Here is a 19716-nt window from a genome sequence, read left to right as displayed (position 1 = left end):
TTTTATTTTTTATTTTTGGAGATGTCTATTCCAGTTAAGATTGAAACACTTAACCTTTAATCCTTTTAAATCAGGGATTTAGCCGTCTCATTTTTATTTGAAACGACTATAATTAGCAACCTGTTAAGTTTGTGTCTTTTATTGGTTCGGTGCCCATTGACTAATGCGAATCACAACAAACTCTGCTGGACGCACTGGCCTTACACCCACTTCAATATAAAGCATACCCATACGCATAGTATCTTCTGAGTTCAGTTCACCATCACACTTGACGTAAAATGCCTCTTCCGGTGAACCACCAAATAAGGCCCCTTCTCGCCAAATGCGTTCTAGGAAGTTGCTGACAGTACGCCGAACTCGCGCCCATAGGTCTTCATCGTTGGGTTCAAACACTACCCATTGGGTTCCTAATTCAATTGACTTCTCAATATAGCTCATCAGTCGTCGTACACTAATGTAGCGCCAGAGAATATTATCGGGTTCTACTAATGTCCGTGCCCCCCATACTCGAATTCCACGGTTAGGGAAGCGACGAATACAGTTAATTCCCAAGGGATTCAACATTTCCTGTTCGCGGAAATTGGTGTCGTAGGCCATATTAATTACGCCTTTGGGAACTACGTTAGCGGGTGCTTTATAAACCCCACGACTTTCATCGGTTTGACACCAAATTCCCATCATGTGACCCGAAGGAGGCACATAAATGCCTTTACCATTATCTCTAGGATTAGGAACTTGAATCCAAGGATAATAAAGAGCAGCAAATTGAGAACGACGGCCAAATTGATCTAACCAATCTTTTACATCTTGGGGCTTATTCTGTTCTGGCAAAACTGGATCGTCTCCCCGTCTGACCTTAACTGGAGGAGCATCTAATACTGCCATACGATAGGGTGGACTTGGAGCCGCATTTTCACAGCCTATGAGCATCATTTCCATGATACCGTGAACTTGTTCTAGGTTAAGCATCCCCCGTTGATAGGCTAACATCATATCTGGGCAGGCTACCATTGCCACTTCATCAATTTCATACAAGCCTTGAATTCCGGTTCGACCTTTACGCGCCCCATAGGTCTTGCGGTAAAGCTGGTCAACAGGATAAACTTCTGGGGGAGGACTAACTTCGTAGGAACCATTAGCAGGCCGGCGAGACAAGGCCATACCTTCAGAAGAAAGCACTTCAACATTGATGTATTGTGATTCTTGTAAAGCCGTTTCTACAAAAACTCCTGCTTCTGGTTCGGCACTCATGGATAGATGACGATAAACTGCATCAACTTGCTGTTCTTGTCCCTCAACGGTTCTCACTTCCTTTAATATATTTTCGCCCTGCATCAGGGTCAGCTTGAAGTATTCTCCCGTATCGAAGGGTTCCTCATCTGGGTCATCGGTCGGTAATGGATCATCAGGTTGCACAAGAACATTAATCCGGCCATTTTCCTGTTCCTCGGGCTTAATGCTAAAGGATAATGACGGCTTCTGACTTACTGTTTTTACTTCTGTTAGAGCTGGCCTTTCCTCTGTTGCAGTTTTTTTACTAGCAGGTAAAGGCAACTGAGTGCCAAGACTTACCACCCAGCAACGACCCCCACCATTTTCAAACCATCCCCTAACTGCAAATGGTAGATAAGCTCCAAAGTCAGTAAATCCATCTGAACCAGGCTTGCCAAAACACTCTAAATACTGACTCCAGTCGGTAATTAGTTGTGGTTCAAATAGTTGTGCATCCCCCCGTATATCTTCTGTAAAGCCTACAAATCCAGCAACACTCAGGCTGACCCCTTGAATGGGGCGACTGCCACGCTCAATTTCTTCAACATATACACCAGGCGCAGAGTAGTCTAGGCGAGCCATATCTAAAATTGTCCTTATCTAGTCTGACATTATTTGTGAACTAAGCTGTCTAGCATTCAGATTGAAATACCCAAAACAGCAAAGGAATAGCAGAAGATGGAAGATTGATAATTCTAATTAAGAATGTCGAACAGCTTATTCGACTCGAAATTTTAACCTCCACCTAAAGCCATTGAAAATTGCTATAACTTGATTTAATATCGTCTAAAATTTTTCTCAAAAATTTAGTGTCTTAATTTTATTTTAAAGTAAAACTTAATTGCAGCAAACTTTGTAAAAAATCTTAATATGATAAAGTTGTCAAGAAATTATAGCGGTGTTCACAAAGGTAGACGACAAAACTTCTTTTTATGAATTTAGAATTTAGAATTTAGAATTCAGAATTATTAAATTAAGGAATTGTAGCGGTTTTCCAGAAATGTTAAAACTTCTGCCTTCTACCTTCAAGCAAAAATCTCTGTACTTTATATTAATGAAAACTGCTATAAATCTTGATTATTTACAGAATTGGATACATAAATTGGATACAAGATACAGAAATTGGATACAAACTCCTTAAATACTCCCTAGAATTTATGAGCAACCATCTTGCCATTGCTACCGTTACCGCAGTTCTGCAACGAATGTTACAGACAGGAATCGTGGATGATGTTCCAGGTGCTCAAGTTACAACCTTGCGACCAGATAGCCCAGGGAGTGGAATGCCTGATGTAGGGGTTAATATATTTCTTTATCAAGCTAGCCCTAGTCCAGCCTGGCGTAATACAGATCTACGCCCCCGTCGTCCCAAAGAAAATTTAATCAAACAGGCTCAAGCGGGACTTGATTTATTTTATTTATTAAGTTTTTATGGTAACGAACAGGAACTAGAACCCCAGCGTTTATTAGGAAGTGCAATCCAAACTGTTGTCGATCAACCTATATTAACGCCAGAAATTATTCGCAGTGTCACAGAGAGTTCATCATTCAGATTTTTAGCTAACTCAACTTTAGATCAACAAGTACAAATGGTACAATTTGTGCCAATTCAGATGAATTCAGAAGAGCTTTCCCGCATCTGGTCTATTTTCTTTCAAATTCCCTATATTCTTTCTTTTGCCTTTAAAGCTACTGCGGTTTTAATAGAAGGGGACAAAATTGGCAAAGCACCCTTACCCGTGCGTTCTCGTGAATTTTCTACGGTGCTTAATCGCCCCTCTATTGACAAATTTGAAAATTCAGACGGCAGGAACAAACCTATTATAATGACAAATACTTTAACTATTCAAGGGAAAGAACTCTTAAATGAAAACGTCAGAGTACAAATTGGAAAAGCTAGAGTCACTCCTCAAGTTGTTAGTGATATGGAAGTAAAAGTGGATTTGGCCACACTTTTACCTCAAGAACGGGAGCAGCTTAAAGCTGGAGTACAAGGGCTACAAATTGTTCATTTGAAATCAATACCGCAACGTGTTATTGAATCTAATGCATTACCTTTTATTCTTTGTCCAGAAATAAAAATTGGTGATTTAGAAGATTTAGAAAATTTGGGAGATGATTTGTATTCAGCCAAGTTAACCATTCATGTAGACTTGATAGTTGAACCTGCTCAAAGATTATTTTTGCTTTTAAATAGTCTATCAAGTGAAAATTTAGAGTCTTTAATATTGCCTGGAAAAAAACGTCGTAAAGCTTCTCATACTATTCACTTTTCACTCCCCAAAATAAAAAATGGTGATTACCTAGTTCGAGTTCAAATTGACGGTGCAGAAAGTTCTTTAACTGTTGAGAATAACCGATATTCAGGGCCATTAATTCATATTCCATAACTTCTATTACTTTTGAAAATTGTATGGATATCTACTCAACTTTATTGGCAATGTTAGAACCAATTCGCCAAAAACTACAAGAACGAGCTAATCAATTACAAGGTAAATCTAATATACAATCAGATACAACAGATAAATCACAATCTAATTCAACTCACTTATCCGAATGCTCGACTCTTAATTATCTTTGTCATAGATTTAATCTATCTCGGTGTGAGCGGGAAATTATATTACTTTGTGTTGGTATGGAACTCGATCCTCTCTGGCCTTCTGAATGTGCAGATGCTCAAATTAATACCCAATATAATTTTCCCACTTTTAGTCTAGCTCAAAGTATTTTTGAAAGAGTTGATATGGATGTGTTCGCTCCAGAATCTCCGTTAAGATACTGGAAATTAATAGAAATAGAACTTGGGTTAGCCTTAACCCTAAGTCGTTTAAAAATTGACGAACGTATTTTTCATTTTCTAGTAGGAACAAATCAGCTAGATGAACGATTAATTAGTATTATTAAACCTATCGTTACTAATGAAAATTTAGTTAATTCTCATCAGGAAATTGTTAAACAAATTATTTCCGTTTGGAATTATACTTTGAACCCTACAGCTACAGATAGTCTATTAACGTCGAAAAGTCTGGATTATGCCTCCTCAATTTTTAGGAAAAAAGTAACTCACAGTCATCCAGAATTAAGTAGTTTGGAGAGTAAAGAAGAAGATTTAGATATACATATTAACCAGATATCATATTTACCAATAATTCAACTATATGGTAATGAAACAAATGCAAAAATAGCTATTGCTGCTACAATTTGTCATCAGTTAGAACTTAAGCTATACAGAATTTCATCACAGGTTATCCCCACTAATTTGAATGAAGTATATCAACTAATTAAACTCTGGCAAAGAGAGGCAATATTGAATCAAGCAGCTCTATTTTTAGAAGTTAATCAAGCAACTTCAATAGATATCAGCCAGGAAAATGCCATTACCTATTTTATTGAAGAAATTGATAGTCCTTTAATTGTCAGTCGTCAAGATAGAAAACCTCAACAACATCGTCAAGTGATAATGTTTGAAGTGAATAAACCTAACACTCTAGAACAACGAAATATTTGGGATCAAACTTTCAGAGAACAAGAAATTAATCTGGATGGTTTCGTTGAGCAACTGGTGGCTCAGTTTAATTTCAGTGTGACAGAAATTCAGTCTATAAGTCAACAAATCTCCGCATTAATATCTTCCGATTTATCATTAGAATCTATTGATAAAAATCAACCAATTACTCAGAAAATTTGGCAGATTTGTCGTAGTCACGCTCAACCTCAAATCAATGAACTGGCTCAACCTATTCAAGCTGCAGCTAGTTGGGATGATTTGGTGCTTCCTGAACTCCAAAAACAAACCTTAAAAAATATTGCGACTCATCTAAAACAACGCATAACAGTTTATGAACATTGGGGATTTGTGCAAAAAGGCAAACGAGGTTTAGGAATTACTGCGTTATTTTATGGAGCGAGTGGAACTGGGAAAACAATGGCGGCAGAAGTAATAGCTAGAGAATTGCGTCTAGATTTATATCGAATAGATCTGAGTTCTGTTGTCAGTAAATATATTGGGGAAACTGAAAAGAATTTGAGACAGGTTTTTGATAAGGCAGAAACGGGAGGCGCAATTTTACTCTTTGATGAGGCAGATGCTTTATTTGGAAAACGGAGCGATGTTAAAGATAGTCGTGATCGCTATGCTAATTTAGAAGTTAGCTATCTTTTGCAACGCATGGAAGCTTATCGCGGGCTGGCAATTTTAACCACAAATTTAAAGGAAGCAATTGATAATGCCTTTATGCGCCGAATTAGATTTGTAGTGAAGTTTCCGTTACCTGATGTAACTCAACGTACAGAAATTTGGCGACGAATTTTTCCCAAAGAGACACCCACAGCAGGGTTAGATTTCAGGAAACTTGCAAAGTTAAATCTTCCTGGGGGAAATATTCGTAATATTGCTTTAAATGCAGCATTCTTAGCAGCAGATTTGGGAGAACCTGTAACAATGGCACATCTTTTGCAAGCCACAGAAAGTGAGTATGCAAAACTCGAACGTCCTCTAACTGACACAGAAGTTAAGGGATGGGTATAGAATTAGATTGGTTCTGTTGCAATGCAAAGAAGAAGGAGAGTGTCTAATGGGCTTAAAACTAGATAAACTGTAATTATAATTGAAACTTAGTTTGAGAGAAGGTGAAAAAATTGCTGTCGATGTTGAAGTTCCAGGTGAAAATGCGGGTTGGCCATTGTTTGGAAAAGTTATAGGTCAATTTACTAATGCTTCTCGATATTTTTGCTTTAAAGTACGCTGCTCAAACCAATTATCCCATATTAAGATACTGAAAAGTCTATTTATGGGGTATTTATAGAGAATCTGTCGTTTAGTGCCAACTAATTTTATAATCCTTTTAATGCAAGGTTTTTGACCCGGATTTCTCACAAATTGGAGTTTAGAAAGAGTTGGACTTTTGACTTCTGACTTCTAACTTCTGCTATAGCTTCAACTTTTGGAGACTCAAGAAGAACAGCAATTACTTCAATTTTACTTGCAACTGAGCGTTGAAAAAGCTATTATTATACTATAATTAACTTCCCTGGGGGGAAGTCCCGCGCTCTCCCGGAGGGGAGCGTCGGGATGAAAGCCAGGGCAAAGAGTCGGATATCTCCACAAATGAAATGTTCCGATCCCCTTGACAAGCTAGGAGGTATTTTGTTACATTTGAGGTCAACACAGGGGGAGGACATCACCTCTGTCAAAACAGCGGTCAGTTTTTTTTCTGACTGAATAATCCTGCTTTGTCGCGTAAGCGCAACGTCGGGAATATGTCAATTTATTCTCTAAGTCATGGGTAAACCAGCCGCGAGAGTTACAGATAATGTATCCCATCCAATTCCGCCCGTTTTAACAGGTAGCCCCGGTAGCCTCAATGTTTTAATAGGAAACTTACCTGCGTGGCGCGGTATGCCTTCTGGTTCTGGTGCAGGCTTACAGATGGCAAAAAAGGCATCTGATGCTGTGATTAAAGCAGCAGAAACCGCAACTAAGGCGGCAGTTGGAACCCTTGGATTACCAGCCGCAAAAGCCGCTGAAGAGGCTACAAAAACGGCACAATTAGCCACAATGAGTAGCACAATTACGAGCAGTGCTGGGGGTGCGGATATTCATGTCTGTTCGACTCCTTCACCCATTCCTCCCCATGGCCCTGGAATTGTCATAGATGGCAGCAAAACCGTTTTGATTAACGGTCTACCCGCTTGCCGTCAGGGTGACACATTGCAGGAAGCCATTGGGCCACCCAATAAAATCACACGCGGTTGCATGACCGTTCTGATTGGTGGGTAAATTCTGTCTATGTAGCACTGATGTGAAAATTAGTCGGCTTGTGACATCAACTCGAAAGGTTCTAACTTTTCATGTTCAATTGCGATCGCTTGCCCCAGGTTAGATTAATTGGCGATCGCATATTCTTTAATATCCTGACGAGTGCAGCCTGCGCTTGCAATGATACCAATGAGATATTTAACTCCTCCGGCGGGAAGTCCCGCTCTCTCCCGTAGGGGAGCGCCGGGAGTATGTCAATTTAACTTAATCAATCCTCCCTTAACAGTAATATCCCTATTTGCTTTAATATTAATCTCCCCAGTCGCTTTTATATCAATATTGCCTCCTGAATTCAGGCTAATTCCTGTATTATCCATCTTGATCGTATGACTAGGCGTTTTCAATTCAATATAGTTATTTTGATCATCTAATCGTAATTCGTGACCACCATTTGTTTGAACTTCCACAAACTTTTCACTATCATTTAATCGAATCTGATGTCCGGCAGTTGTCTCAATATAAACTCCTGCCTTACTATTTCCTTTATCTTCTTCAATAAACTGAATTTGATGACCTGTTCTTGTTTTAAAGGTTCGCACCCGGACATTACTATCTTGAACACTTTCATTAATATGTGTAGGAGGCATATCTTGACCGTTCCAAACCCCACCTAAAATATAAGGGCGATGAATATTTCCATGTTCAAATGCAACTAATACTTCATCATTAATTTCTGGTAAACAGTCAAACCCTCGATCTTTTCCTGCGCCAATTGCTACCATTCTTGCCCAGTGGCTAGCATGAGCATTTTCTCCAGTTTGAGGTGTTAGGGTGGGAAACCAAACTTTGACTCGTCCTAAGGCTTCTGGGTCTTGGTTGTCAGTGACAATTCCCACTAAAAAAGTTTGTCCGGGTTGCAGACGAGTGGGGGGAGAAAGGGTTGTTAATAAATCACCACCGCGCAATCCACGAACACTAAATTCAGTTGTATAAACCCTTTCAAAGTAAGTATGACGAGTCTCGGTTACATAGTACGAACCACTGTGTTTTCCTAAATCTTCTAATCTCACATTTAGTCCGGGTCGAATTTCAGGATTTCCCTCAGCGTGAGCATCTGCATAAACAAACTGTCCACCTAATTCATCAAATAAAGCAGAGGCGATCGCGTCCGCTTCTTTGGGGGTAGAAATCGGTTGATCGATAACATGAACAGTTGGCTTTACTGGTTTTCCTTTAAATCCAGAAATTGCCACACTTCCTTTCCCGTTGCCAGTTTCCGTTAACACCTTTTCATAATTTCGAGTCGAAACAATTGGCTTTTTTTGTTTATAGTCCCAAGCTCTAACATTAACTTCTTTCACCTGTTCTGCGCTAGTAACTCGAACTCGAAAACTATGTATATCCTCCAGCCATTTTAGTTGAATGATTTGAGTTGTTTTGGGGCGACGAAAATTCAATTTACCATCTTGAACAAATAGTTCAAAACCAATGCGAGCGGCTCGTTCTCGCATAAATTCCATATTGGTTTGATGATTTTGAAAAACATAGTCATGGGGAATTCCACTTTCATCAATTTGACCCGGTTCAATTAAAACCTCAGCTAGAATCTTTTTGACAATATCACTATCTGTCATTCCTTGAAATGAACGATTCCATTGTCCTCGATATAGACGATGTGAAATATCGTAACCCCGAATCACAATAGGTGCTTGTGATTGTTCCGTGAAATGGGTTTCAATAGCTGTAATTTCTCCTTCTATTAAATAGTCTTGTTTTTCTTCGCTAAACTCTTCAGATTCTGTTGTACTTGCGCTAAAGCCAATTTTTACTGTTTTACCAATTTTTAGCAGCTCTTGATGTTTCCACTCTCTTTCATCTTTATCCCCTGGAAAGTAGTCATTTCTAATAACAATTGTGAACATTGCTGGCAGGTGCAAACTTTCTTCAACAATAATTTGGACAATATCTTCCATAACAGACTTCATCTTTGCAGGTGATTGACCTTCAATATAAAGCAGGGGTAGTGCAACATAATTATCTGATTTGGGTGGATAATTTTCGGATTTCATGGCAAATATTAAGATTCTGTTGCAAAAAGACAAAAAGACAAAAATCTGAGTAGGATTTTAGGTGCAACGAAGATAGCAACGTATACACAACAAAATCATTTCAGGAAAAAAGTGACACTATTGGAAATATTGTTTAGGGTTTCTCAAGGGACTAGAAGAAGGAATTATAAAGTGAATTTTATAATTAATTATACACTACTCCTTCTTTATTTATAACATAAGCTTAATATTTGTAAACATCTGTACATAGCCATTCATTAATTGATAATTGATAATTGATAATTACCTCTCCCTTTTAGGGAGAGGATTGACGAATAAGGAAAAGATTTATTTTTTTCCCCTTGAAAGGGGAGGCTTCAAGGCGTGAATGATCTAATTATTTAATTGTTTAATTATTAATTATTTCGGTAAATAAACTTAGCTGGTAATGTTCGCTTTTTCCCCATGATTCTGCTGTAGCTGGATTATTAAGTTCCTTTTCTTTAATGATAGCTGCTAATAACTGTTTTAACTTTTCTAAGTTTAACTGTTCTAAATATTCTAATTGTTTTAACTGTTTGAAGTCTAACTGTTTTAGCTTTTTTAACTGTTATTTTGACTGTTATTCTAACTTTTTAAACTTTTCCCCAAGCGAAGTAAGTTATGGGTATTTAACTTGATAATCAGCAACTTATCATGGAACAATAGCTTTTAATAACTTTTCCTCAACAGAAGTAAGTGTTATTCTTTACCCATGGTTTGCTAATCCAACAAAACTATTATATTTGTCGGTCATAGTTTTTCAGATTTTAGGAATGCCGTTAATATTATCAGGACTTACGCAAAGGCACTATATATAGTGTTAAGTCAAAATGGTTCTTTCTGTATTGCTACTCCTTATTAGGTTCCCCTTAGCGATCGCCTAAATAAAATTCGTGAGGGGCACTCATACGCGCTAATATAGTTGATTTTTCCTCTATGTAGATGTTGCTAATTGTCAAGAAATTTGGCCAAAATACTCGCCCTTATTATAGAATAATACTGTTGTTGATTTGAGCTAACTAAATGAATTTTAACTATATTGATTATTGTCAGTATTTACTCAACTCTCATACAAATTATACCATTACAAATTTAGCAAATCACCTAGAAAACGTTAGCCATGATCGGATAAATCGTTATTTAAAAATAGAAAAAATTGATGACCAAGATGTATGGAAAAATGTTCAAAAAGAAATTGTAACTAACACAGAAGGTTATTTAATCTTTGATGATACAGTTCTCAACAAGGAACATGGTAATAAAATTGAGTTAGTTCGGCGACAGTACAGTGGCAATGAACATAAAGTAGTTCGTGGTATAGGAATAGTAAATTGCATATATTTCAATCCCCAAATTGAGCAATTTTGGATAATAGACTATCGGATTTATGACCCAGATAGTGACAAAAAAACTAAAATAGATCATGTAGAAGAAATGATATTAAATGTGGTCTCTAAGAATAAATTATCATTTAAAACTGTACTAATGGATAGTTGGTATGCAACAAAAAGATTAATGGGATTGGTAGATAACTTAGGAAAAATTTATTACTGTCCCTTAAAAATAAATCGTCTGGTAGATGATACTGGTGGAGTAAATAAATATAAAAAGATTGGAGAATTAAGTTGGAATGAATCAGAAAAAATATCAGGCAAGATAATTAAAATAAAAGGTTTTCCAAGAGATAAAAAAGTAAAACTATTCTGGGCAACTGTTTCTACCAACAGAACAGAATATATTGCTACTAATGACTTAAGTCAATCTTCAGTAGATGCTGTAGAATTTGAGTCTCACACTAGATGGAAGATTGAGGAATTTCACAGAGAAATTAAACAATTAACAGGTATAGAATTTTGTCAATGCCGTCTCAGGCAAATTCAAAAAAATCATATAGCCTGTGCTATGTTAGTCTGGAATTTTTTAAAAAGATTAGCAGTGAAAATAGGAAAAACTATTTATAAAGTCAAACACGAATTACTCTCAGATTATCTGAGGAAAGAACTGAAGAAGCCGACAATAAAATTCAGGACTATTTTTATTTGATAGGTATTTTTTACCCTGGTTTTAAAAATGGTACTTGTCTGGAGGCGTTGGCGGAGCCTAGCGGCAGCTATATCGCTACAAATTTTTAAGCGATCGCTCTATTGAGTAGACACTATATATAGTGTCTTTGCGTAAGTCCTGATTATAAATGATAAGTTTGTAGTATTGCTCTAGCCATAACTATAGATAGGGCTAGAGCAATACTACGAGCTTAAATTTAATTTTGGAATAATTTAATCTTTATAACAGTCTAAAAGCAAAAAAATATGGTATCATTTTCAATTCATTAACAATTTAGAGAGTAAAATCACCAATGCCTAAAAGCGAAACCAGGAATGAAGTAGAAGTTCGTTCACAAAAAGTCGATCAATTACGCGCCCAAGGAATAGACCCCTATCCTAGTAAAGCTTATCAGCGATCGCACACCACTAAACAAGTTATCGATCTATTTTCTCCACCAGCGAAGGAATTAGAAGCAGGAGAAACAGACCCCGATGAAAAATTATTAAAAGTTTGCGGTCGAATTACTTCTAAGCGTGATAGTGGTAGTATTGGTTTTATTAACCTAACAGATGAAACAGGAAAAATTCAACTAAAAATTGAGAAAAAATTAGTTACGGGCGACCCTGGTTTAAGTTTTAAACAAATTCAAAAATTGTTAGATGTAGGAGATTTTATTAGTGCGGAAGGAATAGGTTGTCGTACTAATAGAGGTGAGTTATCAATTCAAGTAAATAAACTAGAAGTTATCTCCAAAGCAATTATTCCTTTTCCTGATTCTTATTATGGTGTAAATGACCCAGAAATTTGTCGCCGTCATCGGGAAATGGATTTAGCTGGAAATGCTGAATCTTTACAGCGTTTTAGAATGCGGAGTAAAATTTTGCAAAGTATTCGTAGTTATCTTTGGGATGCTGGTTTTGATGAAATAGAAACACCAACTTTACAAGCAATTTATGGTGGTGCTGCTGCTCGACCTTTTATCACTCATCATAATGCTTTAGATGTAGATTTATATTTGCGAATTGCTACAGAATTATTTCTGAAGAGAGCAATTTGTGGAGGTTTTGAACGGGTATTTGAATTAGGGCGAGTATTTAGAAATGAAGGAATTGATAGTACCCATAATCCTGAGTTTACTTCCCTAGAAGTTTATCAAGCTTATGCAGATTATTTTGAAATTTTGGGCTTAGTAGAAGATGTTATTTGTTATAGCATCACTAATGTTTTAGGTGATTTAAAAGAGATAGAATATCAAGGTCAAACTATTAGTTTGGAACGCAAATATGACCATAGTCAAAAATATCCTAATTTCACTGGCAAACATTGGCAAGTTAAAACAATGGTAGAGGCAGTTAAGGATGAAACAGGATTAGATTTTGACAACTTAGAATTAGCAGAAGCTATTCAAGCAGCAGAAAAATTAAACCTCAAATTATCTAAATTAGAAACCCAAAGTTTAGGTTATCTTTTATATGCAGTTTTTGACCAAAAAGTAGAATCAACTTTAATTCAACCTACCTTTATAATTGATTTTCCTGTTGAAGTGAGTCCGTTAGCAAAAAGACATCATAGTAAACCAGGTTTTGTAGAAAGATTTGAGTTATTTATTCACGGCACCGAATATTCTAACGGTTTCTCCGAGTTAAACGATCCGCAAGACCAGCGCAAACGTTTCGAGGAACAGATCGCCCAAAGAGAAGCAGGGGATGATGAAGCGCACCCAATGGATGAAGACTTTATTCAGGCATTGTCATTGGGGATGCCTAACTGTGGTGGGATGGGTATTGGTGTTGACCGCGTGGTGATGTTGCTGACAAATACTCAAAGTATTCGGGATGTGATTATGTTCCCGACTATGCGATCGACTTTAAAGGATTAAGTATTAGAAATTTCCGCAAAAGTAGGGACATTTCATGGAAAGTCCCTACAGATTTAGCCATTTTTGACTCCATTGAATAAAATAATTGATAGTTAATAACTACAGGACTTACGCAAAATATAAGATTATACGCCATCTGTAGGGGCGAACGGCCGTTCGCCCCTACTAGATCTGACAGATTTAGGAGTAACATTATCTGGCAAGATTTCATAAGTTTTAATCCATCCAATTCGAGGTAATTTTATCTGACCCACCCCTCTAGCTCCCCTCCTGGGAGGGGATGGGGTGGGTATTGAGCCATCCAAAGTGAAACTATCATCTCTACCTTTTCTCTTGAATTGAGGTTGACCAGAAACTTTGTTAAAGCAACGTTTCCAAGCCTCTGATAAATATCTCAAAGCATATTGAGGAGCAGACTTAGACACTTCATAGTACCAAGAGTTATTAGATTTAACCATTGCTACTAAGAGCTTATGTAAGTAAATAGCAGTAGGAAATTTCAGCTTACTATCAGGATTATTGGTATAGGGAATTGAGGATGTTTTTAGTTAACCACAAACCCCAATTATAAGCATGACGGGCTACAAAGCGCGTGTTTAGCCAGTAATGTTTTTTGCTGCTTATTTGGGTGCAGTTCAGTTTTGAATCCAAGTAGCATAAAACAGATAATTGGAGATAAGCACATAGATTATACCAGATTATAGCCAACAGTTACTAGCCCTTAGGAAACGAATTCAAAAGAGGGAGCGTCTAAAATAGAGCCAATATCAACCCCTACGAAAGTCGCAATTATATCGTCATTAAACAAAAGCAAGCCATTGTTACCAGCATCATTGCCAAAACCATAACCCCCTAAATCATCTGCATTGAGTCGGATGATATCTACATTTACCTGAAAATCCTGAATGACTGCAATGTCACTATCAGCATTACCGCTATAGAAAACACTACTCTCGTCCCCAAGCACAAAGGTATCTTCACCATCACCGCCGACTAAAATATCAACTTCAACAACTCCTACACCGCCAGTACCTCCCATGAGAATGTCATTGCCATCTTCACCGTCGACAGTGTCAAAGCCGTCACCCCCGTTGAGATTGTCATTGCCATCTTCACCGAAGAGAAAGTCATTGCCTTTTTCACCATCAAGGTTGTCATCACCGCTAGGAGAACTATTGTTGCTGCCACCCCAAATACGATCGTCACCGCTGCCTCCTCGGATATTGTCATTGTCTCCTTCACCGAAGAGTTGGTCATTGTCTGCACCACCCTCAATATCGTCATTGCCACTGCCACCGAGCAGGATATCATTGCCATCGCTCCCAAAAAGGGAGTCATTGCCACCCCTCCCGAAGTGTAGGTCATCACCCTCGTTATCTAATAGCTGGTCGTCGCCTTCGCCCCCATCGAGAATGTCATCGCCTCTGCCGCCGATTTGGGTGTCATTGCCGTCCCCGCCATCCAGTGTATCCGAGCCATTGCCCCCGGTGAGAAAATCATTACCGCCCTCACCGAAGAGCTCGTCATTACCATTGTCACGAGAACCATCTCCTATGATTTGATCATCACCATCACCCCCGTAGATGGTGTCACTGCCAGCATTGCCCAAGAGTTGGTCGTTACCATTGGAAACTCCGTCCCCATCTCCATATATCTCGTCATCCCCGGCGTCCCCTTTGATGAAGTCAGTGCCGGCAAAACCAACTAAGGTATCGTTTCCGCCACGAGCGATGATATTATCGTCTCCTCCATAAGCGAGAACTAAATTATCTTCTGAATTACCTCTAGGGATGAGCAAGAAGTCGTTTCCATCAGTTCCTTCTATTGTAGCCATGATATTTATATTTATCTCCTAAAATTATATTTCTTAGATTCTACTTAAGGGGTGCATCCCTGTTTTTATTTTTCAACATAAAGAATAACTGTCATTGCGTAGCTTGCTTCCCGCAAGGTGGAAAAACGACGAAGCCATCCCATTATTTTCTTCTTGGTGAGAGATTTTGCGATTGCTTCACTCCACTACCTTCGGGAACATTTTCGATGAACGTTACGTTGGCAATGACCTGCCAAAAAGTGGGATGCTCCCGAATTAAAAAACAAAATAATAATAGTTTCAGTGCCGAGCCAAAAAACTTGAAACCCTGATAATATTACGTTTTTTCTTGATAGCGGTAGCCACAAAGGTTAGGACATATTGAAAGGCTCAAACCACCCAATAGCAATAATCAATCTTCTGCCTTTAGCTATACATCAGAATTAATTTGAGCGCTGAAAACTTTTTCCAGCTTTCAGCGACTCTGATCACATTCATTTTCGGCTTTGTTGCCAAGTTTTCAGCTCCTGATGGATTTAATTAAGCAGGGGAAAACTTGACAAAGCCATTGAGAATCCTAATCAGGGATCAATCAAATGGGAATTAGCCAACAGCAGCAATTGATTTGCTGAAGGACTCAGAACTGTAGTCAGTAGCTTGAGCACCAGTGTCGGTGATCGTCTTAGTATTTTTGCCATAAGCATCAGCTATCGCTTGAGCTTCAGCCGCGTTGCCAGTAACGTCAACTTTGGAATATATGTCGTTTTTGACTACAGTGTTAAAGTATTCTGTGACATATACATTCTTTTTGAAGTAGCTGTCGAATTTAATCCCACCGCCACCAAGTACTTCTTCGTTGGCAGTTTCCAAGTAGTTTAATTCAGAAATAATCATTGTGTGTTGCCTTATTTTTTCTCAAACAGTTTTGTTTTGTTTGACATTCATGTTCGGCTTTGTTGCCAAGTTTTCAGCTCCTGATGGATTTAATTAAGCAGGGGAAAACTTGACAAAGCCATTGAGAATCCTAATCAGGGATCAATCAAATGGGAATTAGCCAACAGCAGCAATTGATTTGCTGAAGGACTCAGAACTGTAGTCAGTAGCTTGAGCACCAGTGTCGGTGATCGTCTTAGTATTTTTGCCATAAGCATCAGCTATCGCTTGAGCTTCAGCCGCGTTGCCAGTAACGTCAACTTTGGAATATATGTCGTTTTTGACTACAGTGTTAAAGTATTCTGTGACATATACATTCTTTTTGAAGTAGCTGTCGAATTTAATCCCACCGCCACCAAGTACTTCTTCGTTGGCAGTTTCCAAGTAGTTTAATTCAGAAATAATCATTGTGTGTTGCCTTATTTTTTCTCAAACAGTTTTGTTTTTTTTTGACATTTTTAATACAAGCAAAATAATTCGGGATTGGTTGCCAATTTGGCAGATGTATTGAAAAAAAATAGACTAATTTTTTCTAGTTTTTTTGCCATAAAAAGCTGCTTAATTCTTCAAGAGAATTAAGCAGCTATGATAGTATTAACAGGATAAAACACAAACTTAAAAGTAAAGAAACCGTAAGTTTTGAGTCTGGTAAAAAGGTTTAAATATGACGCATATTAACCATTAATTACCATAAAAAACTTTTGTCACGATTTTTCTTTGATGACTCCATGACGAGTTTTCAGTTGAGCAATTATTTATTTTCCTTTAACTCAATCAAGGCTTAATTTTTTGCATAAACTGAATTCATTAAATTAGATATAATTAGTCATTTTTCAGGTTTTATTATGACAATAATATCGCCGATTTTATGATTTTATTTACTTGAATTTTTGTGAGAAAAATAATTATTTTTCTCGTCTCAAAATGTGATTGATTGATAATTTTGACAAAGCTCTAATTAATGAGAATTTTGAGTCGTGACAGATTAACACACTGTTGTTTTCGGGACTAGGCATTTCTACCTCGAAAACTCAGCTCGGACAAGACTTCCGTATTTAGCGATCGCTCTGTTTGTGATCAATCAGGGTATTACCTAGGGAAATACGAATTAATATCTGCTCTGGTGTGGCTCAAAATTGTTAACTAAGAGCAACTTTTCTTGATAGGGGTAGCCACAAAGGTTAGGACATATTGAAAGGCTCAAACCACCGAAGAGCAATAATCAACCTTTGGCTATACATCACAGGTGCAATTTGAGCGCTGAAAACTTTTTCCAGTTTTCAGCGACTTTGAGCCCATTCATGTTCAGCTTGTTGCCAAGTTTTCTGCTCCTCATGGAGAGGAGCAGGGGAAAACTTGACAAATAACTTATTTCCCAAATCTTGGATAAATGATGGAATTAGTAAACAGCAGCAATTGATTTGCTGAAGGACTCAGAACTGTAGTCAGTAGCTTGAGCACCAGTGTCGGTGATCGTCTTAGTATTTTTGCCATAAGCATCAGCTATCGCTTGACCTTCAGCAGCGTTGCCAGTCAGGTAAACTTTGGAATATATGTCGTTTTTGACTACAGTGTTAAAGTATTCTGTGACATACACATTCTTTTTGAAGTAGCTGTCGAATTTAACACCACCGCCACCAAGTACTTCTTCGTTGGCAGTTTCTAAGTAGTTTAATTGTAAAATAATTATTGTGTGTGTTCTTAAGTTAGAGTCGATAGGGATTTCCCTATCCCTCACCTCTGCTTCACGTGCCGTACATGAGAGTTTCCAGCTCACACGGCTCCTAATAACAAAGGATTTGCGTTTGGAAGAAAAAAATTCCCTTTTAGTCAATCCTATTCGTTTTCAAGGAGAGGTAATAATTAATTATTAATTGTTGAATCGAGGCTTGCCTCTTGAGGAATCGTTATCCGTAATCAACAAAGGTTTACGCTTTCCCTACTCATCATTGAGAGTCGAAAAGGGGTTACTTCGTTCCCTGATCTCATTTGACGTTAGCTTTAGGCCCCTAGTCTAAGCCCACCTCTAATTAGATACGAAACGAACAACAAATGATTGGTTCAAATTATGTGATGTATACCTTTTGCTTCAGGAGTATCAACGCTTTTATCCTGTTTCTCATCACGACCCATAATACTAGATTCTCTGTACGATAAACTTGGCTAACTACCCGTGCAAAGGATTGGGATGACATTACCCTTATTTCCCTTTATACCCATGCACTGAAACCAAGAGTTGCTAATTCTGAATTCTGGGAGATTAGAGTCACACGGCATCGGTGTGGGAAGGAATTTAACCTCCATCAGTATCAGAGTTACCCTTTTACAGGGCTGGCGGAACGTAAACTAGGGTTTACTTAGGCCAAACGAATCGCACTTTGTTTTTGAAAGCTTCAAACAACTTTGTTTTGTTTGACATCTTTAATATAAGCAAAATAATTCGGGAGTGGTTGCCAATTTGGCAGATGTATTTGCATGCAAATAGACCAAATTTGGGGAGTCCTGTATAAAGTTTTTTTTTGATCTAATTGTCCGCCACATTAGCCACAACAGCAACCCAATTTTTACCACGTTAGGGACTGGAAATACCCTTTGTTCCGATGAAAAAATTCTACTCCCCCTTCTCAAAAAATCTGGTTATTTGCCAAGAGAATTATTGGATGGTCAGACCCTGCATGACTACCTCATAAATCATCTCTCATACACCACTCATAACCATCATCAAACTGTCATTAATGCCTGACTAAACTTGGCAGTAAATTCCAACTACATAAAAACCAATCCTATTGGACAATTCCCCAAGGGAAAACCAGAGGGAAATAAGGGTGAACATAATGCTGAGCAAGTTATTCATTATTTTACTCACAACCAACTTTATTTACTATACAAAGTAATCATAATTAACTACCATCTCTACAAAATCGTCAAGCTTATCCATTCAAAACAATCAATAATAGACGAACTATTAGAAAAAATAGACAAAAATAAACTACAGAATTAACCCAATAAACTACAAATTTGTAGTCAGAGGAAAAGGTAACTTTCAACGATGGTGCTATGACAATAAAGATGCAGCAATTGTCCCGCGAAAAATATCTTCAATATTACCTACATCAGCCACATCCAGCATTGTTGAAAGCTCCAAAACCATTTTCAAAATAAATAACTCATGTCAGCTATCGTACAGTCAATAAAGATTGGAAAAAATTAACTCAAAATCATCCCTTACTTGAAGGAGTGAGACTCCATGACCTACGACATACTTTTGCCACCGAAAGAGTTGGTTTAATCATAATTCAAGAACTGAAAGCTTTAATAGGGCACAAAAGCATTACTACCACATTACCTTATCAAAAAGTTACCTAAAAAAAAAGCTGAAATTGCTGCTCAAAAAGCCTTTCAATTACTAGAAGATTCACTACTTAAAAAGTAACTTTAAATGTTCTCTCAATGTCAACATACAATTAAGATTAATGACCATACCGAATATTCTAATGGTTTCTCCGAGTTAAACGATCCCCAAGACCAACGCAAACGTTTTGAGGAACAGATCGCCCAAAGAGAAGCGGGAGATGATGAAGCACACCCAATAGATGAAGACTTTATTCAGGCGTTGTCACTGGGGATGCCTAACTGTGGTGGAATGGGTATTGGGGTTGACCGTGTGGTGATGTTGCTGACAAATACTCAAAGCATTCGAGATGTAATTATGTTCCCGACTATGCGATCGACTTTGAAGGATTAATTATAGCGCTATGCGCAAATCAAAAGTCAAAAGTCAAAATTCAAAAGTAATATCTGAGAGAGTTTGAGGATTAATCAATGTGTTAATCTTTACTTTAACTGCTATATCATACAGCAGTTTTCAGGTTACTAACATAAAAAAGGATAACCCAGTAGGGACGTTGCATGCAACGTACCTACA

Annotated in this window: 14 protein-coding genes and 1 pseudogene; 7 read left to right on the top strand and 8 right to left on the bottom strand. The window is 37.8% G+C overall.

Annotation, left to right across the window (positions count from 1 at the left end):
- Positions 1-138: 138 nt before the first annotated feature.
- Complete coding sequence (locus tag ACP6PK_RS20385) at positions 139-1854, bottom strand: phage tail sheath family protein (RefSeq protein WP_426562144.1); 1716 nt, start codon at positions 1852-1854, stop codon at positions 139-141.
- Positions 1855-2429: 575 nt separating this feature from the next.
- On the opposite strand from ACP6PK_RS20385, the gene ACP6PK_RS20380 reads away from it, so the two are divergent.
- The 3 genes from ACP6PK_RS20380 to ACP6PK_RS20370 all read left to right on the top strand — a co-directional run bounded on the left by ACP6PK_RS20380 (position 2430) and on the right by ACP6PK_RS20370 (position 7051).
- Positions 2430-3662 (top strand): Pvc16 family protein, encoded by a 1233-nt coding sequence (locus ACP6PK_RS20380; protein WP_426562142.1) that lies wholly within the window; start codon positions 2430-2432, stop codon positions 3660-3662.
- Between the two features lie 23 nt (positions 3663-3685).
- Positions 3686-5800 carry an ATP-binding protein gene (locus ACP6PK_RS20375; RefSeq protein ID WP_426562140.1) on the top strand — a complete coding sequence of 705 codons (2115 nt, stop codon included), beginning with the start codon at positions 3686-3688 and terminating at the stop codon, positions 5798-5800.
- A gap of 753 nt (positions 5801-6553) precedes the next feature.
- Positions 6554-7051 (top strand): PAAR domain-containing protein, encoded by a 498-nt coding sequence (locus ACP6PK_RS20370; RefSeq protein ID WP_426562138.1) that lies wholly within the window; start codon positions 6554-6556, stop codon positions 7049-7051.
- Between the two features lie 233 nt (positions 7052-7284).
- Here the strand turns inward: ACP6PK_RS20370 and ACP6PK_RS20365 are convergent, their stop codons facing one another.
- A complete protein-coding gene (locus ACP6PK_RS20365; protein WP_094677996.1) occupies positions 7285-9099 on the bottom strand; it encodes a VgrG-related protein in 1815 nt (604 codons plus the stop codon).
- A 1044-nt stretch (positions 9100-10143) separates the two neighbouring features.
- Here ACP6PK_RS20365 and ACP6PK_RS20360 point away from each other — a divergent pair.
- Both ACP6PK_RS20360 and lysS read left to right on the top strand, forming a co-directional pair.
- On the top strand, positions 10144-11163 hold the full coding sequence (locus ACP6PK_RS20360) for an IS701 family transposase (RefSeq protein ID WP_426562136.1): 1020 nt from the start codon (positions 10144-10146) through the stop codon (positions 11161-11163).
- A gap of 313 nt (positions 11164-11476) precedes the next feature.
- A complete protein-coding gene (lysS, locus tag ACP6PK_RS20355) occupies positions 11477-13045 on the top strand; it encodes a lysine--tRNA ligase (protein WP_426562134.1) in 1569 nt (522 codons plus the stop codon).
- 125 nt (positions 13046-13170) lie between these two features.
- On the opposite strand, the gene ACP6PK_RS20350 is transcribed toward lysS, so the two are convergent.
- The 6 genes from ACP6PK_RS20350 to ACP6PK_RS20325 all read right to left on the bottom strand — a co-directional run bounded on the left by ACP6PK_RS20350 (position 13171) and on the right by ACP6PK_RS20325 (position 17625).
- Complete coding sequence (locus ACP6PK_RS20350; RefSeq protein ID WP_426562132.1) at positions 13171-13503, bottom strand: hypothetical protein; 333 nt, start codon at positions 13501-13503, stop codon at positions 13171-13173.
- A 107-nt stretch (positions 13504-13610) separates the two neighbouring features.
- Positions 13611-13703 (bottom strand): helix-turn-helix domain-containing protein, encoded by a 93-nt coding sequence (locus tag ACP6PK_RS20345; protein WP_426562185.1) that lies wholly within the window; start codon positions 13701-13703, stop codon positions 13611-13613.
- Between the two features lie 63 nt (positions 13704-13766).
- The gene (locus ACP6PK_RS20340) at positions 13767-14879 is read right to left on the bottom strand and encodes a calcium-binding protein (protein ID WP_426562130.1); all 1113 of its coding nucleotides are present in this window, start codon (positions 14877-14879) and stop codon (positions 13767-13769) included.
- A gap of 582 nt (positions 14880-15461) precedes the next feature.
- Positions 15462-15752, bottom strand: coding sequence for a hypothetical protein (locus tag ACP6PK_RS20335; RefSeq protein WP_426562128.1), 291 nt, complete (start codon positions 15750-15752; stop codon positions 15462-15464).
- 156 nt (positions 15753-15908) lie between these two features.
- Positions 15909-16199, bottom strand: a complete 291-nt coding sequence (locus ACP6PK_RS20330) for a hypothetical protein (RefSeq protein ID WP_426562128.1) — start codon at positions 16197-16199, stop codon at positions 15909-15911.
- Positions 16200-17190: 991 nt separating this feature from the next.
- On the bottom strand, positions 17191-17625 hold the full coding sequence (locus tag ACP6PK_RS20325; RefSeq protein ID WP_426562126.1) for a hypothetical protein: 435 nt from the start codon (positions 17623-17625) through the stop codon (positions 17191-17193).
- A 1328-nt stretch (positions 17626-18953) separates the two neighbouring features.
- Here ACP6PK_RS20325 and ACP6PK_RS20320 point away from each other — a divergent pair.
- Positions 18954-19157 (top strand): tyrosine-type recombinase/integrase, encoded by a 204-nt coding sequence (locus ACP6PK_RS20320; RefSeq protein ID WP_426562183.1) that lies wholly within the window; start codon positions 18954-18956, stop codon positions 19155-19157.
- Between the two features lie 115 nt (positions 19158-19272).
- Positions 19273-19536 (top strand): annotated as a pseudogene (locus ACP6PK_RS20315) (amino acid--tRNA ligase-related protein); the annotation flags it as partial.
- Positions 19537-19716: the final 180 nt, after the last annotated feature.

It is taken from the genome of Dapis hubbardiae BLCC-M172 (assembly GCF_050016015.1).
GTDB lineage: Bacteria > Cyanobacteriota > Cyanobacteriia > Cyanobacteriales > Microcoleaceae > Trichodesmium.
The sequence above is the reverse complement of the archived record's forward strand: the minus strand, read 5'-3'. Positions and strand labels throughout refer to the sequence as shown.